This is a genomic window from Vibrio sp. S12_S33 (genome assembly GCF_963889785.1).
GTDB classification, from domain to species: Bacteria; Pseudomonadota; Gammaproteobacteria; order Enterobacterales; family Vibrionaceae; genus Vibrio; species Vibrio aestuarianus.
Window position 1 is genome coordinate 36803 of the sequence record NZ_CAWPQZ010000020.1, and the last position, 24041, is coordinate 60843.

Sequence of the window (24041 nt, forward strand, 5' to 3'; positions counted from 1 at the left end):
TGAATTTTGAGTTTAGTTGCAAACCGAGAAGAAAAAACGAATTTAAGCTGCGATCAATAGCTCTTTAGCATTGGCTAGGGTTGACTCCGTAATTTTGCTTCCCCCCAATAATCTCGCAAGTTCTGTAATGCGTTGTTCAGTGTCTAAACGTTTCATTTGGGTTTCGGTTTTTCCTGCCTTGGCTTGTTTACTCACAAATAATTGCTGATGGCCGCAACCAGCGACTTGTGGCAGGTGAGTAACGCACAACACCTGTGTTGATTCACCTAGTGTTCTTAACATTCTTCCGACAACGGCTGCCGTTGGGCCGCTGATACCCACATCTACTTCATCAAAAATTAGACTTGGCGTGTCCACTTTTTGAGCGGTGATCACTTGGATAGCTAATGAGATTCGAGATAGTTCACCACCTGATGCCACTTTGGCAATGGGTTGCAACGGTTGCCCAGGGTTGGTTGAAACTAAGAAGGTCACAGTATCAAAACCTAGTGGTGATGGATGTGTCGTTTCATGTTTAACTTCGATGCAAAATTTAGCTTTTTCCATGCTCAATTCATGCATACTTTGGCTGATGAGCTTATCTAACTCTTTAGCGTAACGACTACGAGATTTATGCAGTTTATCAGCAACGGTAATAAAGGCTTGGTAGTATTTTTCGACGTCCTTTTCTATTGCCTGTAACTTTTCTTCAGAGCAATCGAGTTGCTCTATCTGCTTTAAAAGATCTTGGTGATGCTGATACAGATTTTCTGCCGCAATATGATGTTTACGAGAGATAGACATGACTTTTGAGTATCGTTCTTCGACATAAGCCATACGTTCAGGGTCTACGTCGATGCTGTCTAAATAATGTCTTAGCTCGCTATTGGCTTCTTCTAACAGGATCATCGCTTCTGCCACCATATTAGGTAGTTGGGCGAGTTTTGCGTCTAAACCTGCAAGTTCATTCAATGAGCTGATTGTTGACTGTAGTATGCCAAGCGCATTCACTTCTTCACCTTCGTAGATGAGTTCGATCGCTTGTTGGCAAAGCGTGGCTAGGTCACCACTATTAGATAAGCGTTTATGCTCTTGCTCTAATTCATTGAACTCTTCTTCGCCGATAGCCAATTCGTTTAGCTCTTTAATTTGGTATTCCAAAAGTTGTATTTGAGCTTGATTTTGCTGACTATTTTCTTTGAGTTGGTTGAGTTGATTATCGGCTTGACGCCAAGCTTGATAGGCTAACCTTGTTTCTTTCAACAAGCTAATATGGCCTGCATACTGATCAAGCATGACCATTTGATGTTCACTTTTCATTAATTGGTGATGAGCATGTTGGCCATGGATATTGATCAACAGTTGTCCGAGTGCTTTTAGTTGCGAAAGAGGAACTGGGCTACCGTTAATGAAAGCGCGTGAACGCCCTTCTTTGGTAATAATTCGACGTAAAATACACTCTTTATTATCGAGCAGATCATTGTCTTCTAACCAACGCGTAGCATGTAGATTATTATCCAAAATAAAGGCAGCGCTGACTTCGGTTTTTTCTTCATCTTGTCTGACCATGCCGGCTTCTGCGCGGCCACCAAGACAGAGGCTAAGCGCATCAATGGCAATCGACTTCCCTGCGCCGGTTTCGCCAGTAATGGTTGTCATTCCTTTGGAAAGCTCTAACTGCAATGATTTAACGATAGCAAAATTATTCACACTTAAATGAGCCAGCATTTTATTACCTGTATAATTGAACAATACTGTATAAGAAAACAGTATAACCTGTTTTTTTATACAGTAAAGTTGCTCAGGTCATTTTATTTTTGCTAGCAAGAGAATTGTGAAGTACTTCTTAATTTAAAATAGCTTACTCGACCAGCCCAATTTTTCCCGTAATACATGGTAGTAACTATAATCTTTAGGGTGGATCAGCCTTAAAATATTGGGGCTTTGATAGATATGAATTTCGTCACCTGGCGAGACAGGTAAAGAGACTTGCCCATCACAGCTTACTTCTTGTGTGCCCCTGTTATCTGGTGACACGATAAGCTTAATTTTACGGTTACCATCCACAACCAGTGGGCGGCTAGAAAGCGTATGTGGGAACATTGGCACTAAAGTGATTGCATTAAGGCTTGGCGATAAAATTGGCCCGCCTCCGGAAAGTGAATAAGCCGTTGAGCCTGTTGGGGTTGAGATAATGAGACCATCTGAACGTTGTGAGAAAGCAAAGCTATCATCAATATAGACTTCAAATTCAATCATTCGCGCAACTTGCCCAGGGTGAAGTACCGCTTCATTAAGTGCGGTGTTATGGCTTTTCACTTGCCCGTGGCGATGAATTTCCGCTTCGAGTAAAAAGCGCTGCTCTTCTAGATATTCGCCATTAAGCACCGCTTGCAGCCGTTGCTGAAAATCTTCTGGGTTTAGGTCTGTTAGAAAGCCTAAATTTCCGCGGTTGACACCAATAACCGAAATATCAAACCGTGACAGTACTCGAGCAGCACCAAGCATGTTGCCGTCACCACCGACGACAATGGCTAAATCTGCTTTTTTACCAATATCCAATAAGCTTGCGAAATGCTCGGCAGGGACACCATCTAAAATGTCACTCAGTCTGTCATCGACAAAGACTGGATATCCGATTGAAGTTAACCACTGGTAAAGCTCTTTATGCGTATGTATGGCTTGTTGATCGCGCGGTTTTCCAATGATAGCTATCACTTCAAATGGTTTTTTCATAGGTTTTCCCAACTAATTAGGCTTGAATCAGGATTCATCATCCCCATAATAAAGGCAAGTTATGCCTTTGTGCGAATTTTTGTGTGTTTAACGTGCGGATACTTGCCGTGTTAAGCGCAAAATAGTTGGATTCTGGAGATATCATGAGCAACGAAAAAAACACAATGAAAGAAGAAGAGCTACAGCAAGATGTAGTAGAGCAAGAAGCTGAAGCTGTGGGTACTGAAGCTGATATCGATTGGAACGAAAGCGTTGAATTGGATGAGCAAGAAGCCAAAGTTGCTCAATTAGAAGCCGCGTTACTATCGAGCGAAGCAAAAATTCAAGAGCAGCAAGATACGGTTCTAAGAGCAAAAGCTGAAGTTGAAAATATGCGTCGTCGCTCTGAAGCCGAAGTTGATAAAGCGCGTAAGTACGCCTTGAGCCGCTTCGCAGAAGAGTTATTACCAGTACTGGATAACCTAGAGCGCGCTATTCAAGCGGCTGATGCTGACAATGAAGTGATCAAGCCATTGGTTGAAGGTGTCGAGCTTACGCATAAAACGTTTGTTGGCGTAATTGAAAAATTTGGTCTGAAAGAAATTAATCCAGAAGGCGAAGTATTTAATCCTGAATTCCACCAAGCGATGTCGATCCAAGAGAGTCCTGATCACGAGCCGAATACGGTGATGTTTGTGATGCAAAAAGGCTATGAACTTAATGGGCGCGTTGTTCGTCCGGCAATGGTGATGGTTTCGAAATAATCATTTTTAATTCATTGGTGTGCAATTTAGTTATTGTTTCTCCATGATGTTATTTAAGAGTGATGATTTGCAATCAAGTTTTGGCTTGTTTGCTGTACAAGGGAGGCTAAGGCCTCTCTTTTTAATGAGTAGATGTTTGATAGAAAAAAACTCATGGTTTATGTCGTTATGCCTAGCGCGTATTCCTGTATTCATCGGCACGAAGAAGAGTTTAGATATAAAAATCGTAATTTTTTTCAAATTTGCCCTTGAAATGGTTTTTAGCGCCCCTATTTATTGGGCATACGAGAAACAAACATCCTTGTTTAGTTTGTGAGCCAGGGTTGAAACCCTGTTCTCCAGCCCCATATTGGGGATAGTGAAAAACAAAATAGAATTTATTTGGAGATAGCCAGATGGGTAAGATCATTGGTATTGACTTAGGTACTACTAACTCTTGTGTCGCTGTTTTAGATGGCGACAAACCTCGCGTAATCGAAAACGCAGAAGGTGAGCGTACAACGGCATCGGTAGTTGCATATACAGATGGTGAGACGCTAGTAGGTCAGCCTGCAAAACGTCAAGCGGTAACAAACCCAACCAACACGCTATTTGCAATTAAGCGTTTGATCGGTCGTCGCTTTGAAGACGAAGAAGTACAACGTGACATCGAAATCATGCCTTACAAAATTGTAAAAGCTGATAACGGTGATGCTTGGGTTGAAGCAAAAGGCCAGAAAATGGCGGCTCCTCAAGTTTCAGCTGAAATTCTTAAGAAAATGAAGAAAACAGCTGAAGACTTCCTAGGTGAAGAAGTCACTGGCGCAGTAATCACTGTTCCTGCTTACTTTAACGATGCTCAACGCCAAGCAACAAAAGATGCTGGTCGTATCGCTGGTCTAGACGTTAAACGTATCATCAACGAACCAACGGCTGCTGCTCTAGCATACGGCCTAGACAAGTCAGGCGGCGATCGCGTTATCGCAGTTTACGACCTTGGTGGTGGTACATTTGATATTTCAATCATCGAGATCGATGAAGTTGAAGGCGAGAAAACATTTGAAGTTCTAGCAACTAACGGTGACACACACCTTGGTGGTGAAGACTTCGATAACCGCTTGATCAACTACCTCGTTGATGAGTTCAAAAAAGAACAAGGCATCAATCTGAAAACTGATCCGTTAGCAATGCAACGTGTTAAAGAAGCAGCAGAAAAAGCGAAAATTGAGCTTTCTTCAGCTTCTCAAACTGACGTAAATCTGCCTTACGTAACGGCAGATGCAACGGGTCCTAAGCACATGAACGTTAAAGTAACGCGTGCGAAACTAGAATCTCTAGTTGAAGACCTAGTACAACGTTCACTTGAGCCTCTAAAAGTTGCTCTAGCGGATGCTGACCTATCTGTAGGTGACATTACTGATGTTATCCTAGTTGGTGGTCAGACTCGTATGCCAATGGTTCAAGCGAAAGTGGCGGAATTCTTCGGTAAAGAAGCTCGCCGTGACGTGAACCCTGATGAAGCTGTAGCAGTTGGTGCGGCAATTCAAGGTGGCGTACTAGCGGGTGATGTTAAAGACGTACTATTGCTAGACGTTACTCCTCTATCTTTCGGTATCGAAACGATGGGTGGTGTAATGACTAAACTGATTGAGAAAAACACAACCATCCCAACTAAAGCGGATCAAGTGTTCTCAACAGCTGAAGATAACCAAAGCGCAGTAACGATTCACGTTCTTCAAGGTGAGCGTAAGCAAGCGACTTACAACAAGTCTCTTGGTCAGTTTAACCTAGAGGGTATTCAGCCTGCGCCACGTGGTATGCCACAAATTGAAGTAACTTTCGACCTTGATGCTGATGGTATCTTGAAGGTATCAGCGAAAGACAAACAAACTGGTAAAGAGCAGAAGATTACGATCCAAGCTTCAGGTGGTCTGTCTGATGAAGAAATCGAGAAAATGGTACAAGAAGCAGAAGCTAACAAAGAAGCGGACAAGAAGTTCGAAGAGTTAGTGATTGCACGTAACCAAGCTGACCAAATGATTCACGGTACTCGTAAGCAAATTGAAGAAGCGGGTGATGCGCTTCCTGCTGACGACAAAGTGAAAATTGAAGCGGCGATTACAGAGCTAGAAGAAGCGAAGAAAGGCGAAGATAAAGAAGCTATCGACGCTAAAGTTCAAGCTTTAATGGCTGCTGCTCAGAAGTTGATGGAAATCGCTCAACAGAAAGCTCAAGCACAGCAAGCCAGTGAAGGCCAACAACAATCTGCAGAAGATGATGTTGTAGATGCTGAGTTTGAAGAAGTTAAAGAAGACAAGAAGTAATTTTCTTTACTAGAGTTGCCTAATTTAGGTGTTAGAAGTGCGATTGAGATAAAGCACTTCCTCCTAAATCAAGCTATCTAGTTTTGAATCAAAATCCTTGTCTGGACTATTCTTGCGGGCGTTTGAGGTAACTCTTACGCCCGTACGTTTGTAAGTCATAATCAAAAACATTGGTGTCCATCTAACTAAAAGTGTCTTTATAATTTTAGTTCATTAGAATCTAGAGCCATTAGTTAGATTGATATAAACACCGAACGATATTTGTCGTTTGCAGTAATAAATTGGTGACGAAGAACATGTCAAAACGTGATTTTTACGAAGTATTAGGCGTTGGCCGAGATGCCTCTGAGCGCGATATTAAAAAGGCGTATAAACGCTTAGCAATGAAGTTTCACCCTGATAGAAATCAAGGGGATGCAAGCGCTTCGGATAAGTTTAAAGAAGTAAAAGAAGCGTATGAAATTTTAACTGACCCACAAAAGAAAGCCGCTTATGATCAATATGGTCATGCAGCCTTTCAACAAGGCGGCATGGGCGGTGGTGGCTTCGGTGGCGGTGGTAGCGCAGACTTCGGCGACATTTTCGGTGATGTCTTTGGTGATATCTTTGGCGGTGGTCGCCGTGGTGGTGGCCAAGCTCGTGCACAACGCGGTGCAGACTTACGCTACAACATGGAATTATCGCTAGAAGAAGCGGTTCGTGGTTGTTCGAAAGAAATTGAAATACCAACACTAGTGCATTGTGACACTTGTGAAGGGACGGGTGCTAAGAAGGGCACATCGGCTCAGACTTGTGGCACTTGTCATGGGCATGGTCAAGTTCAGATGCGTCAGGGTTTCTTTGCTGTTCAACAAACCTGTCCAACCTGTAATGGTAAAGGTAAGATCATCAAAGACCCATGTAATGTGTGTCATGGCCAAGGTCGCAAGCAAAAATCGAAAACGCTGAGTGTGAAAATTCCAGCGGGCGTAGATACGGGCGATCGCATTCGTCTGTCCGGTGAAGGTGAAGCTGGGGAAATGGGCGCACCAGCTGGCGATTTGTACGTACAAGTGCATGTCAAAGAGCACAACATTTTTGAGCGTGATGGCAATAACTTGTACTGCGAAGTTCCTGTTAGCTTTACGATGGCAGCGCTTGGTGGGGAAGTTGAAGTTCCAACATTAGATGGCCGTGTTAGCCTAAAAGTACCTGAAGAAACGCAAACTGGACGTATGTTCCGTATGCGCGGCAAGGGTGTGAAAGGTGTTCGTGGTGGAGCGGTTGGCGATTTGATCGTTAAGTTGGTCGTTGAAACACCGGTCAAACTTAGCGCACGCCAAAAAGAGCTATTACGTGAATTTGAAGAGACTTGCGGTGGGGATGCAGCGAATAAGCATAAACCTAAATCGGAAGGTTTTTTCAATGGCGTTAAAAAGTTCTTTGATGACTTAACTAGCTAATAGCGCGTTAACAATATGATATTTCAAGGCTCGCAATTGCGGGCCTTGTTTGTTTTTGGCATTCACAAACCACAAGCTATTTCCAACACGTTTTCGGCTCGGCTTCATTATTAGCTGTGAGAGTCATTTTCTTATCACTGAGCAAACATGGGTCTTTATCTTGCCCCTTAGTCGCTTGTGCCGTTGCGGTAATGATATAAGCATGGGTTGCAGAGCTCGCAACAGCAAATAGATAGCGCTCGCTATCACTATCACAAATTAGACATGTTCCTCCTGACATGATCTGGTTCCAGTTATAACCATTGTCGTAGTGATGCTCTAGCGTGAGCTGAATTTTCGCCATATCTGCCAATGCGGTTGTCCTATGTCCTTTCAACACATGTTTGCTGTAACTGGGGTAGGCGATAGCCGCTAACAGGCTAATGATTGATACGACGATCAATAATTCGATCAATGTCATTCCTAATCGTCTTATTTTGTTGCCATTGCAGAGTGAATTTCGAATCATCACGTGGAGTTCCTTATCGATTTCCCGATCATTTTTATTAGCTGTTATCATTCGCGCAAGATGAATTTTGTTTCATATTTTATTTACATGGGAGTTTGGGAAATGGCTCGCGGATTTACTCTGTTAGAACTGCTGATCACTGTAATGGTACTTGCCGTTTTATTGTCTGTCGCCGCTCCAAGTTTTACGCATGTCAGTGAGAGTCAAAAAATGAAGCGCTTAGCTAATGAATTGAATGGATTTGTGATGAATGCTCGCTCAGAAGCGGTGAGAAGAAAAACAGAGTTATGGGCTCATATCGCTATTTCTGGCGCAAGTAATAACAGTGGTGACTGGTCTATCGTGTTAACGGATTCTGCCACCAATCCTGGAGGAACCGTTCTTTCATCCCTTTCTGGAGAGGCTTATAACAATATCGAGGTATCGACAACGTATGTTTCAGAACAGATTAATTTCGATGCAATTAATGGCCGAGCGACTAGCGGCAGTTTTATTTTTACCAGCAGTGGTGGTGCTTTAAAATTAGGGTCATTTCGCCTTTCGGGAAAAATGAGAATATGTGCTGTTGGAGGAGACCACTTTGGTTTCAAGGCGTGTTCTTAATTCATTGCAGCAAGGCGGGGCTACGTTGATCGAATTTATGGTCGCGTCAGTTATTGGTTTAATGGCTATTGGCATCATTGGTTCGGTATTTGTCACTAGTCAGAGCAGCGCAGCAGAAAGAGGTAAAGAACTACTGTTGCTACAACAAGTCTATGGCACTTTACAATACTTAAAACAAGACATTCAGCGAGCGGGTTACGCTGGTGATAGTCGCTCCCCTTTACGGCTGCAAGATAGTGATGATCTGGTTTATATTTCGGCGGATGCCAAAACGCTCGCTTACGCTTACTTAGATGACCACCAACCGCCTGAACAAATTCGTAATGTATCACTGAGCTGGGTTTCTGGTGAGTTGAAAGTGTGTGATAGACCGTCGTCAATGGTGACAAAAACAGTGTCAGCAGCGACATCGGGTTGCTCGGCTATTTTTGAACCGCAGCAAATCATGGTGACTAAGTTTCACGTGCAGCAAGTAAGCTTGGCATCATCGGGTGTCAGCTCTGCTTATCTCACTATTTCGATGGCCGCAGCATTAGTTGGTGATCCTAGTGTTTCTCATGCACTTGCAATCAATATTAAGCAGAGGAATTGGCAATGAGGCGAGCGAAGTGGCGAGGGGCAATTACGCTATTAGTCACAACATTGCTATTAGCTATTACCTTGATGCTGGTTTTGGGCAGTTATCGTGCGACCCTTTATCAAATTAAAAGAGCGCAAAATGAGATTGAAACAAGGCAAGATCACTGGCGAGCAGAGGGGGGGCTTGAGTGCGTTTATGCGCAATTCAAACTGGCAGATGGGTTACCTGGCACACTTCAACCTTGTCTATTTACCACACCTGTCGCATTAACCCTAGAACCATTGACGAACGGCTATCTAGTTTCAGCTCGCTCTCATTACCTTTCTCTTTCCAAAACAATTTTAACGTCTGGTGCGTTACAACCGGGCGCGATGCAATCCAGCGCCGATCTCTATTTTCATTCAAGTGCCACATTTTCAACCCCAGATCCCGGAGCATTAACCGTAGATGGATGGCAATGTATTGCACTTAGGTATCGCAGTCGATTTTATGCGGCCGTGGTCGACAATAAGGGTATTGTTCATGGAGTTCCTCCCTACGCCGATTTTAACAATCCGGATGGTAAGGAGTGCATTAACCTTGAAGGTAATGACCATTTATCTTCATTAATTGCTGGTATTGGCGTTGGGCGAGATTTCGTGTTGGATCCTGACGTATCGCCTTTTGAAGCATATTTTGGTGTACCTGTTACTGAGCACAATACAGTAAGAGATAGTGGTGAATTTACAGTGATTAGCGGCAGCGGTTCACCAAAAACTGTTAGCCATTGCGGGACTAAATTGGTAAGTGAAATTGACGCTGGTAATACTCGGGTTTGGCTAGAAGGAGGCTGTGAAATTGAGAGTTCAGAATATAACGCTCTTGTCGATGCTACTCAAACAACGCAGGGGGTGACTATTTTGGTGCATGATGGGTTAATGTCGATAATGGGTAAGCCAGAGTTAGGCGCTTCTGCCCATCCATTCAAAGGTGTGCTATTTCATTTTAATGTAGATTACCAACCGACGGTGGCAGACTGGGCGGCTTTTGCCGCCAATGCTTATTTAAACCATGCATCTAGTCCAATTGAGAACAGTTATCGCACTGCAGCTTCTTATTATCAGCATGGTACATTTGCAGTGTCCGGTGGGCAGTTTTTTGATGCTGAAGGGCAAGCGGCTATTTTCTTTAATTCGCTAGATTTTCGTTTTAATAAAGATGTGATTGATGAATCAAGAAAACCTTTTAATACCGTCAAATGGCGCAAGGGGTCGTGGAATGATCTCTAAACAAAAAGGTTTTAGCCTTATCGAAGTGATGATTGCTTTTCTATTGATTGGTATTAGTAGCCTAGGGTTAGTGAAACTGCACATTTATGTTGAGCAAAGAGCAGACTTTGCTTTGCATAGTATTGAAGCGCTTCATTTGGCTGAAAATAAACTGGAGTGGTTTCGTACTCGTGGTGCGTCCTCAGCGTTATCTTCAATGACACTAGCAGATTTCTCTACCGATATTATTGATGGGCAAGATACCTCGCACTCTTTTTATACTTTACGTTGGTCTGTTTCCTCTGTGAGCTTATCGGGCGTATTAAAGAGTATTGATATCGAAGCATCATGGTTTGATCGTCAAGGGGAAAAGCAGTCTGTGAAGTTGCAAACGATGCTCTCAGCATTCAGCGAATTTGATTAATCAGTTCCTACTTGGCGGTTAGTAAGCTCAACACGCACTAATGATTTTTTTATGAGGTAACGCCGATTGATACGAGTATTTATTTTTTTGCTAACTCAGTGTTTACTCATAAATGGAATCAATGTTTTTGCGCTAAGGTTATCTGTTTGTAGTGCTAATTGATATTTGCTTGTATGTGGATTGTTGTAGTGTGGTGCTGTTTTTACAAGTTATGTCTCCATTTTTGCAAAAACACACAAGGCATTGTGTTTTAGCTTTCGCTTTTTTATAGAATTATCGCTAATTATTGGGTCGAAAAACTATTTTACGAAGACCTGCGAATGCAACATTACATATGGAGTTACCAATGAGTAACCAAGCGACACAACAAGCACCATCACCGAAGCCGAGCAGCATGGATCGCTTTTTAAACTTTATTGAACGAGCAGGTAACAAAATCCCAGATCCTGCTATTTTGTTTTTCTGGGCACTGGTTATTGTTTGGGTTTCATCTGCACTTTTGTCGAATGTTACATTCGATCTTATCAATCCTCGCACGGGTGAAGCACTGCAAGTTAACAACTTACTGACTGGCCAAGCGCTTGCGAGTTTTTTAGCGAATATGGTCACCACATTCACCAGTTTTGCGCCATTAGGCATCGTTTTGGTCGCCATGCTTGGTGTTGGTGTTGCTGACTCTTCAGGCTTTATCACCACGGGTTTGAAGAAAATGCTGAACTTCACACCCGCTAAGCTTCTTACCCCAATGTTGATTTTAGTGGCTATTGTTTCCCATACTGCCGCTGATGCTGGTTATGTACTGGTCATTCCATTGGGCGGTATTATCTTCCATGCTGCGGGGCGTCATCCATTAGCTGGTATTGCCGCGGCTTTTGCTGGTGTATCGGGTGGTTTTTCAGCGAACTTTATTCCTTCAGGTATTGACCCACTACTGGCTGGCTTTACTCAAACGGCTGCTCAAGTACTGGATCCTGACTATGTGGTTAACCCGTTAGCGAATATTTTCTTCACTGGCCTTTCATCAATCATCATTGTGGCGATTGGTTGGTACGTGACAGAGAAAATCATTGAGCCACGTTTGGCTAAAATGCCTGTTGATGAAGATGCAGAAACCGCACCCGATTTAGGTACTTTTACTGCGATTGAATCAAAAGCGTTTAAGTATGCGGGGTGGGCAATGATTGTCGGTATTGGTTTGCTTGTGGCAGCACTGACCCCTGAAAATTCAGCACTCCGTTCACCTGATGGTGAGCTCACCGCATTCTCTGCACCAGTGATGAAATCTATCGTGCCACTGATTTTTATCCTATTTATTATTCCGGGTATTGTTTATGGCCGTGTCGCTGGTACTTTTAAAAACAGCAATGATGTCATTAAAGCAATGTCTGCAACGATGGCAACGATGGGCGCGTACATTGTTATGTCGTTCTTCTGTGCTCAGTTCTTATCAGCATTTGGTCAATCGAATATCGGTACTATGTTGGCGTTGTATGGCGCTGAAGGTCTCAAAGCGATGGATCTACCTGGTCAGGCTACGATTGTTGGTATGATTCTACTGACAGCGTGCGTTAACTTGTTGGTAGGCTCTGCGTCAGCTAAGTGGGCATTAATTGGTCCAATTCTAGTACCAATGTTAATGGCGGTGGGGATCTCTCCTGAACTCTCGCAAGCGGCTTACCGTGTAGGTGATTCAGTTTCTAACATTATCTCTCCGCTAATGGTGTTCTTTCCACTGGTTGTGGTTTATTGCCAACGTTATGTGAAATCAACAGGTATTGGTACATTAGCGTCATTGATGATGCCGTTCTCAATTGCAATGCTTATCGGTTGGACGATTTTCTTGCTGGCTTATTGGGCTTTCGGTATCCCTCTGGGCGTGCAAGCACCATATACTTACAGCATGTAAGTGATGCTTCAAATCAAGTCAAGAAGGCCCGTGATACTGTTCACGGGCTTTTTTGTGGACGATTCGAAGCTTATGGATTGAGATGTTGTGCATGGAAGGCTAAATGTTCCTCAATGAAACTTTGAATAAAAAAGTAACTATGATCGTAGCCTTTATGCATTCTTAAAGTGAGTGGGCTATTTGAAGCTTGCGCTGCCGCTGCGAGTCGTTCTGGTTTTAACTGCGCGTGTAAAAAAGTATCTTCTTCTCCCTGATCAACCAAAATTGGCAGCTTGGACGTGTGTGAACTTAAGATCTCAACCGCGTCATAAGCTTTCCAAGCTTGTTGATCATTACCAAGGTAATGTCGAAATGCTTTTTGTCCCCAAGGACATTGCATAGGGTTACAGATAGGACTGAAAGCGGATATTGATTGATAGCGTGTAGTATTTTTTAATCCAATGGTCAGCGCTCCATGGCCTCCCATGCTGTGTCCTGATATGGCGCGCTTATCATTGACTGGAAAATGTTGCTCAATCAAATCTGGCAGTTCTTGTACGATGTACGAGTACATTTGGTAGTGCTGAGACCAAGGCGCTTGGGTTGCATTGAGATAAAACCCCGCGCCTAAACCTAAGTCGTAGCAACCTTGTGGATCATCAGGCACTCCTTCTCCTCGCGGGCTAGTATCAGCCGCGACAATCGCGATACCTAACTTGGCCGCCTCTTTGAAAGCACCTGCTTTTTGCATGAAATTTTCATCGTTACAGGTTAAGCCGGATAACCAATACAGAACCGGAACGGGGTGATGGTCAGCTTGCGGGGGAAGGAAAATGGCGAAACGCATGGTACATCCCAACGCTTGTGATCGATGTGTGTACTGTTTATGCCAGCCACCGAAGACTTTGGCTTGGCTAATATTTTCAATATTCATAGTATGACCTATCAAGCACCTTATGAGAGGTGCTTGCTGACTGAAGGTGTGAACTGAAGTCGTTATTTATCAAAATGAACCACAGAGCGGATACTTTCCCCTTTATGCATGAGTTCAAAAGCATGGTTGATATCTTCTAAGCCCATCGTGTGAGTAATGAATTCCTGCAAACCAAACTCGCCAGCCATGTAACGTTCAACGATTTCTGGTAGTTCTGAGCGACCTTTAACGCCCCCAAATGCACTACCTCGCCATACTCGACCGGTCACTAATTGGAAAGGACGGGTTGAAATTTCTTGCCCAGCACCTGCAACCCCAATAATGACAGATTCCCCCCAGCCTTTGTGACAACATTCGAGTGCTTGACGCATCACGTTGACGTTACCAATACACTCAAAAGAAAAATCAACACCGCCATCAGTCATCTCAATGATCACATCTTGGATTGGTTTATCGACCTTTCGCGGATTAATGCAATCGGTCGCGCCTAGCTGAGTCGCTAATTCAAACTTACTTTCGTTGATATCAATCCCAATAATGCGGCTCGCACCAGCCATTCTCGCCCCAATTATCGCCGAAAGACCAATGCCGCCTAAGCCAAAGATCGCCACGGTATCACCTTGCTTAACTTTGGCGGTATTAAGCACTGCGCCCATACCAGTAGTTACGCCACACCCAAGTAAACAAACTTCTTCTAATGGCGCATCTTTATTGACTTTGGCTAATGAAATTTCCGGCAATACGGTGTACTCAGAAAAGGTAGAGCAACCCATGTAATGGAAGATGGGTTGGCCGTCTTTATAAAAGCGTGTGGTGCCATCGGGCATCAATCCTTTACCTTGAGTTTCACGCACCGCTTGGCAAAGGTTAGTTTTGCCAGATTGACAAAACTTGCACTGACCACATTCTGCGGTGTAGAGAGGAATTACATGATCACCGACATTGACGCTCGTTACACCCTCGCCAACCATTTCGACAATACCACCGCCCTCATGGCCTAAAATGGCAGGAAAGATGCACTCTGGGTCTTCACCTGAAAGGGTAAAGGCGTCGGTGTGGCATACTCCGGTCGCCACAATACGTACCAACACTTCGCCTTTTTTAGGCAACATGACGTCAACTTCTTCGACTTTCAGAGGTTGATTTGGTCCCCATGCAATAGCAGCACGAGATTTAATGAATTGAGGTTGTGACATAATGTTTTCCTTTTCGCCTGGATGGTTGTATCCAATGAGTCATTCGTGTGACTTTGCTTAAGCATCGCTGATTCAGTAGATGGGCTTTGATATAGGTATAACAGCGAATGTCGCTGAGTGTTAATGACAGTATATTTATTTCTAAAATTTTTATAATCAGTCTAAAATGAGAATCACTTTTACGTATCAGTAATAATCGAAATGGCAAATTGGGAAGGCATTAATGAATTTGTAGCGGTCGCTGAGACTGGTAGTTTTACATCTGCGGCACACAGACTGGCGACTTCAGTGGCTAATGTAAGTCGTCGTATTGCGACATTGGAAGCGCGTTTGGCGGTTAAATTATTGCAACGAACAACGCGAAAGGTCTCGCTGACTGAAGCGGGGCAACTTTATTATCATCAATGTCGTCAGTTGGTGGAAGGGTTAGAGTTAGCAGAGCTTACAGTAACCCAAATGCAGCAAACCCCCTCTGGCTTATTAAAGATCACCGCGCCCGTGACGTATGGTGAACAAAAAGTGGCGCCATTGCTGAATCAATTTTTACAACAGCACCCTCGACTGGAATTAGACTTGATTCTGACTAACCAAAAGCTCGATCTTATTGAACAAGGGGTTGATGTTGCGGTGCGTCTTGGGCAATTAGAAGATTCGAGCTTTATTGCTAAAAAATTGAGTAATCGGCAGTTGTTTGTTTGCGCAAGTCCTGGCTATTTGGCTCAGTATGGTACGCCACACACTTTGTCTGAACTGGCTCATCATCAATGTTTACAAGGAACGATGGGACATTGGCGCTTTAAAGATAATCAGCGTTCTCGTCAGATAAGTGTTAAAGGTAAAATTAAGTGCAATAGCGGTGTGGCGTTACTTAATGCCGCGTTGCAAGGTATTGGAATGGTACAATTACCAGATTATTACGTAGAGGCATATTTAGCGTCAGGTGAGCTGGTGGAAGTGCTATTGTCGTATCGTGATGATCGCGAGGGCGTGTGGGCACTCTATCCTCACAATCGTCATTTGTCATCTAAGGTGAGGTTGCTGGTCGACTTTCTTGCTGATGCGCTATAACCCTAACAACAATAACAGAGAAATACGCGAACTATGAATACGAGTTTTACTCCTCAAGATCATCAATTTATGCGCCGTGCTATCGAGTTGGCCGATATAGCGGAACAAGCCGGTGAGGTGCCGGTGGGGGCCGTACTTGTCAAAAGTGGTGAGATTATTGCTGAAGGATGGAATTGTTCGATTGGCAGCCACGATGCAACCGCTCATGCTGAAATTCAAGCATTGCGTCAAGCTGGTCATGTGCTCAGTAATTATCGTCTGTTAGACACAACGTTGTATGTCACTTTAGAGCCGTGCCCTATGTGTGCAGGAGCGCTGCTGCATAGCCGAGTAAAGCGCATTGTTTATGGTGCGCCAGATCTTAAAGCTGGGGCTGCAGGTACAGTGCTGAATTTATTTGAAAGCCAAGCATCGTATCACTATGCAACCATTGAAAAAGGGTTGTTAGAAGATGTGTGTCGAACTCAGTTACAGAGTTTTTTTAAGAGAAGAAGAGCAGAGATCCAAACAGCGAAGAAGTTAAAAAGAGAACAAGAGAAAGAGTGAGTTTTTAGCAAACATCTAGCGATGTAGATGTTTGCTTGTTGATCTAAGAAGCGAGCAATTGCATAAATGCACGATTACGCCAAATAATTTTCTTTTTATTATTGGCCAGCATGCGCTTACGGCGGTTCGCTGATACGGTTTTACTAAGGTGTTTTGACTGCGTTCTACGTTTAAGCATAAAACAACCTCCTACTGCTAAGTTTTGACAATAATCCCTAACCGTTTAGGGTGCCTTTTGACAATGTAAGTCTGTCTTTATAGAGCCTGATTGTTACCGTAATATGAAGCTTGTGAAACGATCTGGCTCACAATTTGATGTATGGGTTGCACACCTGAAAATCAAGTGCGCATTTTTTGTCCACACGAAGTAATGGGAATACATTATTGCGGGGCGCTATTCGCCTCTTCTGCATCTTGAGCTGCTTCTCTTTCGGCCTCATCAAGCAGCGTTTCATCTTCAATATTGATTACGACTAAATCAGCGGTGTCAGATTCTGACTGTGACGCATTTTGTTGATCAACGTGGCCGATAATACTTTGATAATAACGACGAATGTTTTCCACATATGCTTTTGCTTCATCGCCCCTTGCGTACCCATAACGCGTTTGGCTGAAGTATTTTTTCTGTCTCAGTAATGGCAGGCGTTCTTTAACCTCGGTCCACGAATCAGGGTTAGCGCCTTGCAACTTGGTTAAGCGTCTGGCATCCATCATATGCCCATAACCGACATTATAAGAGGCAAGAGCAAACCAAATCTTTTCATGCTCTGAAATTGAATCAGGAATTCGTTTGACCATTCTACGTAAATATTCGACGCCACCTCGCACCGATTGTTCAGGATCGAGTCGATTGGCAACACCAACACTTCTTGCGGTGGGCAGAGTCAACATCATCATGCCTCGCACCCCTGTTGGCGATTTGGCACGTGGATTCCAATGTGACTCTTGGTAAGCCAGTGCGGCTACTAAGCGCCAGTCAAATTCATCTGAATATTTCTGGAAAAGAGGAGACCACTTAGGTAATCGGCTATCTAAAGCGCGTATGAAAGCGCGAGTATCGACATAGTCGAACGTGCCAACGTGTCCAATGTATTTCTCTTCCAAGGCGGCTAAATGGCCTGATTGTTTTAGGTTGCCAAAAAATTCAATCATTAAAGCGTAAAGGCTTTCATCTTCGGAACGTTTAACGTACCAAGCAATCGGCTGATCTTCGGTTAATTCGAAAGCAACCGCTAAATCGGGGTTCACACGTTGCGAAAGCGAGACTTCAACCGAGTCGGCCATGGTGAAATGCAACTTGCCTTCAGAGACCTGTTTGAGTAGATCTGTGACATCTGCGTTGCGATCAACGCGGTATTGAAAGTCTGGATGAGCTTGCTTTATGGCATTTAAGGTATTTTCAAAATGAGACTCTTCGACGATAGAAAAAATATCGTTGCCCTGATCCTCTGCTATTAGCTCAGCCTGCTTTGCTAGTAACTGGTCTAGGTTTCTTGGTCGCCACAAGCCTTTTTTATACACCACTTGCTGGCTGACATAGTAGTAGGCTGGCCCTGCTCTAAACCCTTTTAAGTGCTGAGTTGATTGACTTAAACCCGCGGCGATCATGTCTATCTCGCCATTTTTGAGTGCAGGGAACAGGCTCGATAAGCGATAAGCCGGTTTCATCTCTAATTTAACGCCGAGCTCGTTAGCAAAGTCACGAGCCAATTCGTAATCTAACCCTGATGGGCCATCAGGACCAATATAGTAAGAAAGCTGATTGTTAATCGTACCAACACGTAATACACCACGTTCGCGAATATGATCGAGTTCGCTTTTCGGATCGGAATCAATTTGGCAGCCAACGATCAACAAAGGGAGTAGTAACAGAAGTAGTGAGCGATGAAGCTGATTTAAATAATAGTTGGGCATTTAAGGGAGATCTCTTACATCAATTGATACCTTTATATCAAAGGCCGCCATATTGGCAAAGTTCCAGATTAAAAATGGCTGCAAAAGTGTCGGTTGCCGCCTGAATATGGGTGTATTTCAAATTTGACAAAAAAAATGACGCAAACGGTTGCTTTTGGTGTTACGTCACAAAAAGAATTCCTTTATAATGCGCTCGAAAGTTGGAGGTTAAATTGGTATGAATTCAAGTTTTTTGTTTTAACTTATTGTATTTTAAGTTTTTGTGAGTTCATTCCAATTACACCTCAACCCACTGTATAAGAGACCTAAGCACATGAGAATTTTGCGTGGCTCCCCAGCTCTTTCCGAGTTTCGTGTTAACAAACTCGTTGAACTTTGTCGTGAACAGCAATTACCTGTTTCTGGTATTTACGCGGAGTTCATGCATTTTGCCGATCTCTCAGCAGATTTAGACGCTCAAGCACTCGAAAAGTTAGAGAAGCTTCTTACTTACGGCCCAACCATTCAAGAGCATGAACCACAAGGTCTTCTTCTCCTTGTTACTCCTCGCCCGGGCACAATTTCTCCTTGGTCTTCGAAAGCAACAGATATTGCTCATAACTGTGGTTTAGCTAATGTAAAGCGTTTGGAACGCGGTACCGCTTATTACATTGAGTCTGAAGGTGAGCTTTCTGCTGAACAGATCAACGCCATTCAATCGTTGATTCATGACCGCATGATGGAAGTGGTATTTACAGAATTTGAAGCGGCCAATGCACTATTTAAAGTGGCACAACCTGCTCCGGTTGCGGATGTTGATCTACTAAACGGTGGTCGTGCTGCACTTGAACAAGCAAACGTTACCCTTGGCCTTGCATTGGCAGAGGATGAGATCGATTACTTGCTCGAAAGCTTTGTTTCTAAACTAAAGCGTAATCCAACCGACATCGAATTGATGATGTTTGCGCAAGCGAACTCTGAACATTGCCGCCACAAAATCTTTAACGCTGATTGGACCATTGATGGTGTAAAGCAAGATAAATCACTGTTCAAGATGATCAAAAACACCTTTGAAGTGACGCCAGATCACGTTCTATCGGCTTACAAAGACAACGCTGCGGTGATGGTCGGGTCAGAGGTAGGACGCTTTTTCCCAAATCCAGAAACTCGTCAATATGGCTACAGCCATGAGAAAGCACATATTTTGATGAAGGTGGAAACACACAACCACCCAACAGCTATCTCTCCTTGGCCTGGTGCTTCTACTGGTTCTGGCGGTGAAATCCGCGATGAAGGTGCAACCGGTATTGGCGGTAAACCTAAAGCGGGTCTGGTTGGTTTTACCACCTCTAACCTACGTATTCCAGGTTTTGAACAGCCATGGGAAGCAGACTTTGGTAAGCCAGGTCGAATCGTTAACGCATTAGATATCATGCTAGAAGGGCCACTTGGTGGCGCGGCATTCAACAATGAATTTGGTCGTCCAAACTTATTAGGTTACTTCCGTACTTACGAAGAGAAAGTAAACTCTCACGCGGGCGAAGAGGTACGTGGTTACCACAAGCCGATTATGATCGCAGGTGGCATGGGTAACATCCGTGACGAGCACGTACAGAAGAAAGAAATTCCAGTCGGTGCAAGCCTAATCGTGCTTGGTGGTCCGGCTATGAATATCGGCCTTGGTGGTGGAGCGGCTTCGTCAATGGCGTCTGGTCAATCAGCAGAAGATCTTGATTTCGCTTCAGTACAACGTGAAAACCCAGAGATGGAACGTCGTTGTCAGGAAGTGATTGACCGCTGTTGGCAGCTAGGTGATGCAAACCCCATCGCGTTTATCCACGATGTGGGCGCGGGCGGTATTTCTAATGCACTTCCAGAGCTTGTGGATGATGGCGAACGTGGCGGTATTTTCCAACTGCGTGATGTGCCAAACGATGAGCCGGGTATGAGTCCGTTAGAAATCTGGTGTAATGAGTCACAAGAACGTTACGTAATGGCTGTCGCTCCTGAAAATATGGCTGTCTTTGATGCAATTTGTAAACGTGAACGTGCACCATATGCAGTGGTTGGGGTAGCGACAGAAGAACGTGAGCTCAAGCTTGAAGATTCACACTTTAACAACACGCCAATCGATATGCCAATGGACATCCTATTAGGTAAAACACCTAAGATGCACCGTGATGCGAAAACGCTAAAAGCAAACAACCCAGCCATCGATCGCAGTGGTATTGAACTTAACGAAGCGGTTGATCGTGTTTTACGCCTACCAACGGTTGCCGAGAAAACTTTCCTTATCACCATTGGTGATCGCACGGTAACGGGGTTAGTTGCACGTGACCAAATGGTTGGGCCATGGCAGGTGCCAGTGGCAAACTGTGCAGTCACCGCAGCCAGCTACGATACTTACCATGGTGAAGCGATGTCGATGGGTGAGCGTACGCCGGTAGCTTTGCTTGACTTTGGTGCATCAGCTCGTTTAGCCGTTGGTGAAGCGATTACTAATATTGCTGCAACCAACATCGGTGATATCAAACACATTAAACTATCAGCAAACTGGATGTCTCCCGCCGGTCACCCAGGTGAAGATGCTGGTCTTTACGAAGCGGTGAAAGCGGTCGGTGAAGAGCTGTGTCCAGCGCTTGGTCTGACGATTCCTGTTGGTAAAGACTCGATGTCGATGAAAACCAAGTGGGATGAAAACGGTGAGCAAAAAGAAGTGACTTCGCCACTTTCTCTTGTCATCACGGCGTTTGCTCGTGTTGAAGATGTACGTAAAACCATTACGCCACAACTTCGTACTGATAAAGGTGATACATCGTTGGTTCTTATCGACCTAGGCAATGGCAAAAACCGCTTAGGTGCCACGGCACTGGCGCAAGTTTACAAGCAGCTTGGTGATAAACCTGCAGACGTTGACAACGCAGCCCAGCTAAAAGGCTTCTATGAAGGCATTCAAGCACTGGTCGCTAATGATCAAATCGTCGCTTATCACGATAAAGGCGATGGTGGTTTGTTTGTTACTCTGGCTGAGATGGCGTTTGCAGGTCACTGTGGTGTGAAAGCCGACATTGCTGCACTAGGCGATGATGCGTTGGCTGTGTTATTTAATGAAGAGCTAGGTGCAGTCCTTCAAGTTAAGAACGACGATCTAGATGCTGTTCTTTCTACTCTGGCAGCAAACGGCTTAGAAGCATGCTCACATGTTATCGGCAGCGTTGGAGCGTCTGATGAGCTAGTGATTACCTCTGGCGACACAGTAGTTTTAGAGCGTAACCGTACTGAGCTACGTACTATCTGGGCAGAAACTACGCACAAGATGCAAGCTCTACGTGATAACCCAGCGTGTGCAGACCAAGAATTTGCCGCGAAAAAAGACAACACCGATCCAGGTCTAAACGTTAAATTGAGTTTTGATGTAAACCAAGATATTGCCGCGCCATACATTGCTAAAGGTGCTAAACCGAAAATGGCAATTCTACGTGAGCAGGGGGTGAACTCTCATGTTGAGATGGCGGCGGCGTTCGACCGTGCTGGTTTTGAAGCGACCGATATTCACATGAGCGATATCTTAACTGGTCAAGCAGCGTTAGAAGAGTATCAAGGCCTTGTGGCATGTGGTGGTTTTTCTTACGGTGATGTATTGGGTGCGGGTGAAGGTTGGGCTAAATCCGTGCTGTTTAATGCACAAGCACGTGATCAGTTCGAAAACTTCTTCACGCGTGAAGATACGTTCTCATTAGGTGTGTGTAATGGCTGTCAAATGCTATCTAACCTCAAAGAGTTGATCCCAGGTGCAGATTTGTGGCCGCGTTTTGTACGCAATGAATCAGAGCGTTTCGAAGCTCGCTTTAGCTTAGTTGAAGTACAAAAATCAGACTCATTGTTCTTCAATGAAATGGCTGGTTCACGTATGCCAATTGCGGTTTCTCATGGCGAAGGTCGTGTCGAAGTGCGTGATACGGCGCATCTTGCAGCTATTGAACAATCAGCTACTGTTGCACTACGTTTTGTCGACAATAATGGTCAAGTTACTCAGCAATACCCGAATAACCCGAATGGTTCACCAAACGCGATTACGGGCTTAACCACAACCGATGGGCGCGTTACTATTATGATGCCACACCCAGAGCGCGTGTTCCGTACCGTCGCGAACTCTTGGCATCCAGATTCATGGGGTGAAAACAGCCCTTGGATGCGTATGTTCCAAAATGCACGTAAAAATCTGGGTTAATGATGTCATTCATTTCGTGATTTGACTGATAAGATTAAAGCCGCTGCATTTCAGCGGCTTTTCTTATTTATGCTGTGAGCGAAAATTTTGTAAAATATGCGGAAAAGATCTGTGATTTATGCTCTAATGCCGCGCTTACCAAGGGATGGTGTTCAACATACTCTACAAAGTGGAGTGATACCAATCGTAATCAATATCTGGCTTACTGTGATGATTATGGTTAACGTTGATGAGTAATCCCAATCGTAGTAAATAACTGTTCATCCTAGCTGGTTAAAATGCTCGATAACTGCGTTAGAATTTTTGATTGTAGAATAACTACTTATCGAAAAATCCTGCCTTGTTCTCAAGCCTTTTTCCTGCGCTATTTCTGATCACTTATTTACTGTGATTGGTATAATCCCTTATTCTTCCCTTAGGAAAACGAAAATGTCTGAAAGTAAAAAATTCACTATCCGTGTGACTGAAAAACGTAATGGTTGGGCGGCTGAAATTGTTCGTCAAGTAACCGCTCACAGAAGCACAGTATCAAAGCGTGAAACTGGTTTTGAAAGTGAAGAGCTTGCGAAAACTTGGGCTGAGAAAGAGCTAGCAGGTTTTATTGAAAACCAAGTGAAGCGTAATGAACGCAAAGCAGAATCAAGAAAAGAGAAAAAAGCGTAATTCTTTATTAAAAAGATAATGCTGTACTAACAATGAAGAACCCCGCTCGGTGAGCGGGGTTCTTTTTTTCGTTCAGTTATAAGCGCCGATTTAGTCAGTAGCTATCTGAATTGACCAACCTCGGTTAGAAATTCAAAGCCAGCACTGGCAAGACGAGCCTCTAATGCGGCGCGATCAATATCAAAGTAGTTGGCCAGTTTGTCAAGATCACCACTAAAGTCATCACGCAATTTCATGTTCACGATACTCATCAACATGATGGGATCCATTGAAGCAAAATTTGCTAAGTTCATTACTTATCCTCAAAGTCTGAAATTAACAGATTCGCAGCAGCAAAGGCTGCTTGCTCACGCACTTCCTTCGGTAACGATTGGTTGGCTGCTACATCATTAAGTGCTTTAACAGCGCAAGAAATAGCTTGAGGAATATAGGCTTGATCACCACTGCCAATTTGAGCGTAAAGCTCACGTACTAAATCACAACAACCGTAAACTTGCATGGTCTGAATCCTAATAAATGATAACTGCTCTCAATATACACATTGATTTTAGGAAAGACAAAACCAGAACTTGCTCTTGCGCAAACTCTGGTTTTAAATGGCGAAAGTTTAAGCGTTGGCTTGCTGCTCAAGAGCTAAGACAAGATCATCAGCCAAGCGAAGCTGTTTAGCTAACTCATTTAAGTATGCTTTTTCCATGAAGTTTTGTTCATCAGCAACTAGTAGTGAAGCGAGATAAAGTTCACTGGCTTGCTCTGGTGTTGTGGCTAGCTGAGCAATAGCCGCAGGGTCTAATGGCTTGTGTAATTCATTTTTAACGAGTTGTTGAAGCTGAGTATCAGCCCTCATTTCAACTATCGCTTGCTCAATTTTACTCATCTCTTGTTCGTCAACGTGACCATCGGCTTTTGCAGCGGCAATCATCGCTTTTAAAAGGTTCATCGCGGCTTTCCGGGGAAAGCCGCTTTTATCTTCAAGAAGAAGTAGTCTGTATCTCGATACCCATAACCCATTCGCTTGATTAGCTTTATCTTGTTGTTCATCCCTTCCAGTGTGCAGGTG

The 24041-nt window shown here is 43.9% G+C and carries 22 protein-coding genes and 1 pseudogene; 12 read left to right on the forward strand and 11 right to left on the reverse strand.

Features of this window, described 5'->3' with window-relative positions:
- Positions 1-42: 42 nt before the first annotated feature.
- Entirely contained in the window at positions 43-1707 is a 1665-nt protein-coding gene (gene recN, locus AACW06_RS10970) for a DNA repair protein RecN (protein WP_192075081.1), read from the reverse strand.
- A gap of 123 nt (positions 1708-1830) precedes the next feature.
- Entirely contained in the window at positions 1831-2715 is an 885-nt protein-coding gene (nadK, locus tag AACW06_RS10975; RefSeq protein WP_053310361.1) for an NAD(+) kinase, read from the reverse strand.
- Positions 2716-2858: 143 nt separating this feature from the next.
- Between nadK and grpE the strand changes: the two genes are divergently transcribed.
- The 3 genes from grpE to dnaJ all read left to right on the forward strand — a co-directional run bounded on the left by grpE (position 2859) and on the right by dnaJ (position 7203).
- Positions 2859-3458 carry a nucleotide exchange factor GrpE gene (gene grpE, locus AACW06_RS10980; protein ID WP_192075082.1) on the forward strand — a complete coding sequence of 200 codons (600 nt, stop codon included), beginning with the start codon at positions 2859-2861 and terminating at the stop codon, positions 3456-3458.
- A 395-nt stretch (positions 3459-3853) separates the two neighbouring features.
- Entirely contained in the window at positions 3854-5761 is a 1908-nt protein-coding gene (gene dnaK, locus AACW06_RS10985) for a molecular chaperone DnaK (protein ID WP_192075083.1), read from the forward strand.
- A 296-nt stretch (positions 5762-6057) separates the two neighbouring features.
- Positions 6058-7203: a molecular chaperone DnaJ gene (dnaJ, locus tag AACW06_RS10990; protein WP_192075084.1), complete on the forward strand. Its 1146-nt coding sequence runs from the start codon at positions 6058-6060 to the stop codon at positions 7201-7203.
- A 76-nt stretch (positions 7204-7279) separates the two neighbouring features.
- Here dnaJ and AACW06_RS10995 read toward each other — a convergent pair whose 3' ends face one another.
- On the reverse strand, positions 7280-7711 hold the full coding sequence (locus AACW06_RS10995; RefSeq protein ID WP_192075095.1) for a type IV pilin protein: 432 nt from the start codon (positions 7709-7711) through the stop codon (positions 7280-7282).
- Between the two features lie 102 nt (positions 7712-7813).
- Here AACW06_RS10995 and AACW06_RS11000 point away from each other — a divergent pair, with 102 nt between their 5' ends.
- From AACW06_RS11000 to AACW06_RS11020, 5 genes are all read left to right on the forward strand, one after another.
- The gene (locus tag AACW06_RS11000) at positions 7814-8314 is read left to right on the forward strand and encodes a GspH/FimT family pseudopilin (protein ID WP_171980233.1); all 501 of its coding nucleotides are present in this window, start codon (positions 7814-7816) and stop codon (positions 8312-8314) included.
- Positions 8292-8912: a PilW family protein gene (locus AACW06_RS11005; protein ID WP_238336680.1), complete on the forward strand. Its 621-nt coding sequence runs from the start codon at positions 8292-8294 to the stop codon at positions 8910-8912. Before AACW06_RS11000 ends, AACW06_RS11005 begins: the two co-directional genes overlap by 23 nt.
- Positions 8909-10162, forward strand: a complete 1254-nt coding sequence (locus AACW06_RS11010; protein ID WP_192075085.1) for a hypothetical protein — start codon at positions 8909-8911, stop codon at positions 10160-10162. Before AACW06_RS11005 ends, AACW06_RS11010 begins: the two co-directional genes overlap by 4 nt.
- Positions 10152-10565 carry a type IV pilus modification PilV family protein gene (locus AACW06_RS11015; protein ID WP_192075086.1) on the forward strand — a complete coding sequence of 138 codons (414 nt, stop codon included), beginning with the start codon at positions 10152-10154 and terminating at the stop codon, positions 10563-10565. The genes AACW06_RS11010 and AACW06_RS11015 overlap by 11 nt, the downstream gene beginning before the upstream one ends.
- A gap of 346 nt (positions 10566-10911) precedes the next feature.
- Positions 10912-12471 (forward strand): AbgT family transporter, encoded by a 1560-nt coding sequence (locus AACW06_RS11020; protein WP_192075087.1) that lies wholly within the window; start codon positions 10912-10914, stop codon positions 12469-12471.
- Positions 12472-12541: 70 nt separating this feature from the next.
- Here the strand turns inward: AACW06_RS11020 and fghA are convergent, their stop codons facing one another.
- Complete coding sequence (gene fghA, locus AACW06_RS11025; RefSeq protein WP_192075088.1) at positions 12542-13384, reverse strand: S-formylglutathione hydrolase; 843 nt, start codon at positions 13382-13384, stop codon at positions 12542-12544.
- A 62-nt stretch (positions 13385-13446) separates the two neighbouring features.
- Entirely contained in the window at positions 13447-14580 is a 1134-nt protein-coding gene (locus AACW06_RS11030; RefSeq protein ID WP_192075089.1) for an S-(hydroxymethyl)glutathione dehydrogenase/class III alcohol dehydrogenase, read from the reverse strand.
- Positions 14581-14781: 201 nt separating this feature from the next.
- On the opposite strand from AACW06_RS11030, the gene AACW06_RS11035 reads away from it, so the two are divergent.
- A complete protein-coding gene (locus AACW06_RS11035; RefSeq protein WP_192075090.1) occupies positions 14782-15648 on the forward strand; it encodes a LysR family transcriptional regulator in 867 nt (288 codons plus the stop codon).
- 33 nt (positions 15649-15681) lie between these two features.
- Entirely contained in the window at positions 15682-16194 is a 513-nt protein-coding gene (gene tadA, locus AACW06_RS11040; protein WP_192075091.1) for a tRNA adenosine(34) deaminase TadA, read from the forward strand.
- A 43-nt stretch (positions 16195-16237) separates the two neighbouring features.
- Here the strand turns inward: tadA and AACW06_RS11045 are convergent, their stop codons facing one another.
- Both AACW06_RS11045 and mltF read right to left on the reverse strand, forming a co-directional pair.
- Positions 16238-16372 (reverse strand): hypothetical protein, encoded by a 135-nt coding sequence (locus AACW06_RS11045; protein WP_255091331.1) that lies wholly within the window; start codon positions 16370-16372, stop codon positions 16238-16240.
- A 203-nt stretch (positions 16373-16575) separates the two neighbouring features.
- Entirely contained in the window at positions 16576-18108 is a 1533-nt protein-coding gene (mltF, locus tag AACW06_RS11050; protein WP_192075092.1) for a membrane-bound lytic murein transglycosylase MltF, read from the reverse strand.
- A gap of 313 nt (positions 18109-18421) precedes the next feature.
- Here mltF and purL point away from each other — a divergent pair, with 313 nt between their 5' ends.
- Both purL and AACW06_RS11060 read left to right on the forward strand, forming a co-directional pair.
- The gene (gene purL / locus AACW06_RS11055; RefSeq protein WP_192075093.1) at positions 18422-22318 is read left to right on the forward strand and encodes a phosphoribosylformylglycinamidine synthase; all 3897 of its coding nucleotides are present in this window, start codon (positions 18422-18424) and stop codon (positions 22316-22318) included.
- A gap of 429 nt (positions 22319-22747) precedes the next feature.
- Complete coding sequence (locus tag AACW06_RS11060; protein ID WP_053310344.1) at positions 22748-22981, forward strand: DUF3622 domain-containing protein; 234 nt, start codon at positions 22748-22750, stop codon at positions 22979-22981.
- A 101-nt stretch (positions 22982-23082) separates the two neighbouring features.
- Here the strand turns inward: AACW06_RS11060 and AACW06_RS11065 are convergent, their stop codons facing one another.
- The 4 genes and pseudogenes from AACW06_RS11065 to AACW06_RS20995 form a co-directional block, all read right to left on the reverse strand.
- Positions 23083-23274 (reverse strand): DUF4250 domain-containing protein, encoded by a 192-nt coding sequence (locus AACW06_RS11065; RefSeq protein WP_053310343.1) that lies wholly within the window; start codon positions 23272-23274, stop codon positions 23083-23085.
- Entirely contained in the window at positions 23274-23480 is a 207-nt protein-coding gene (locus AACW06_RS11070) for a YaeP family protein (RefSeq protein ID WP_053310342.1), read from the reverse strand. The genes AACW06_RS11065 and AACW06_RS11070 overlap by 1 nt, the downstream gene beginning before the upstream one ends.
- 108 nt (positions 23481-23588) lie before the next feature.
- Positions 23589-23915 (reverse strand): annotated as a pseudogene (locus tag AACW06_RS11075) (tellurite resistance TerB family protein); the annotation flags it as partial.
- A 2-nt stretch (positions 23916-23917) separates the two neighbouring features.
- Positions 23918-24041 (reverse strand): transposase (locus AACW06_RS20995; protein ID WP_192074488.1); only part of this gene is annotated, 124 nt, incomplete at its 5' end.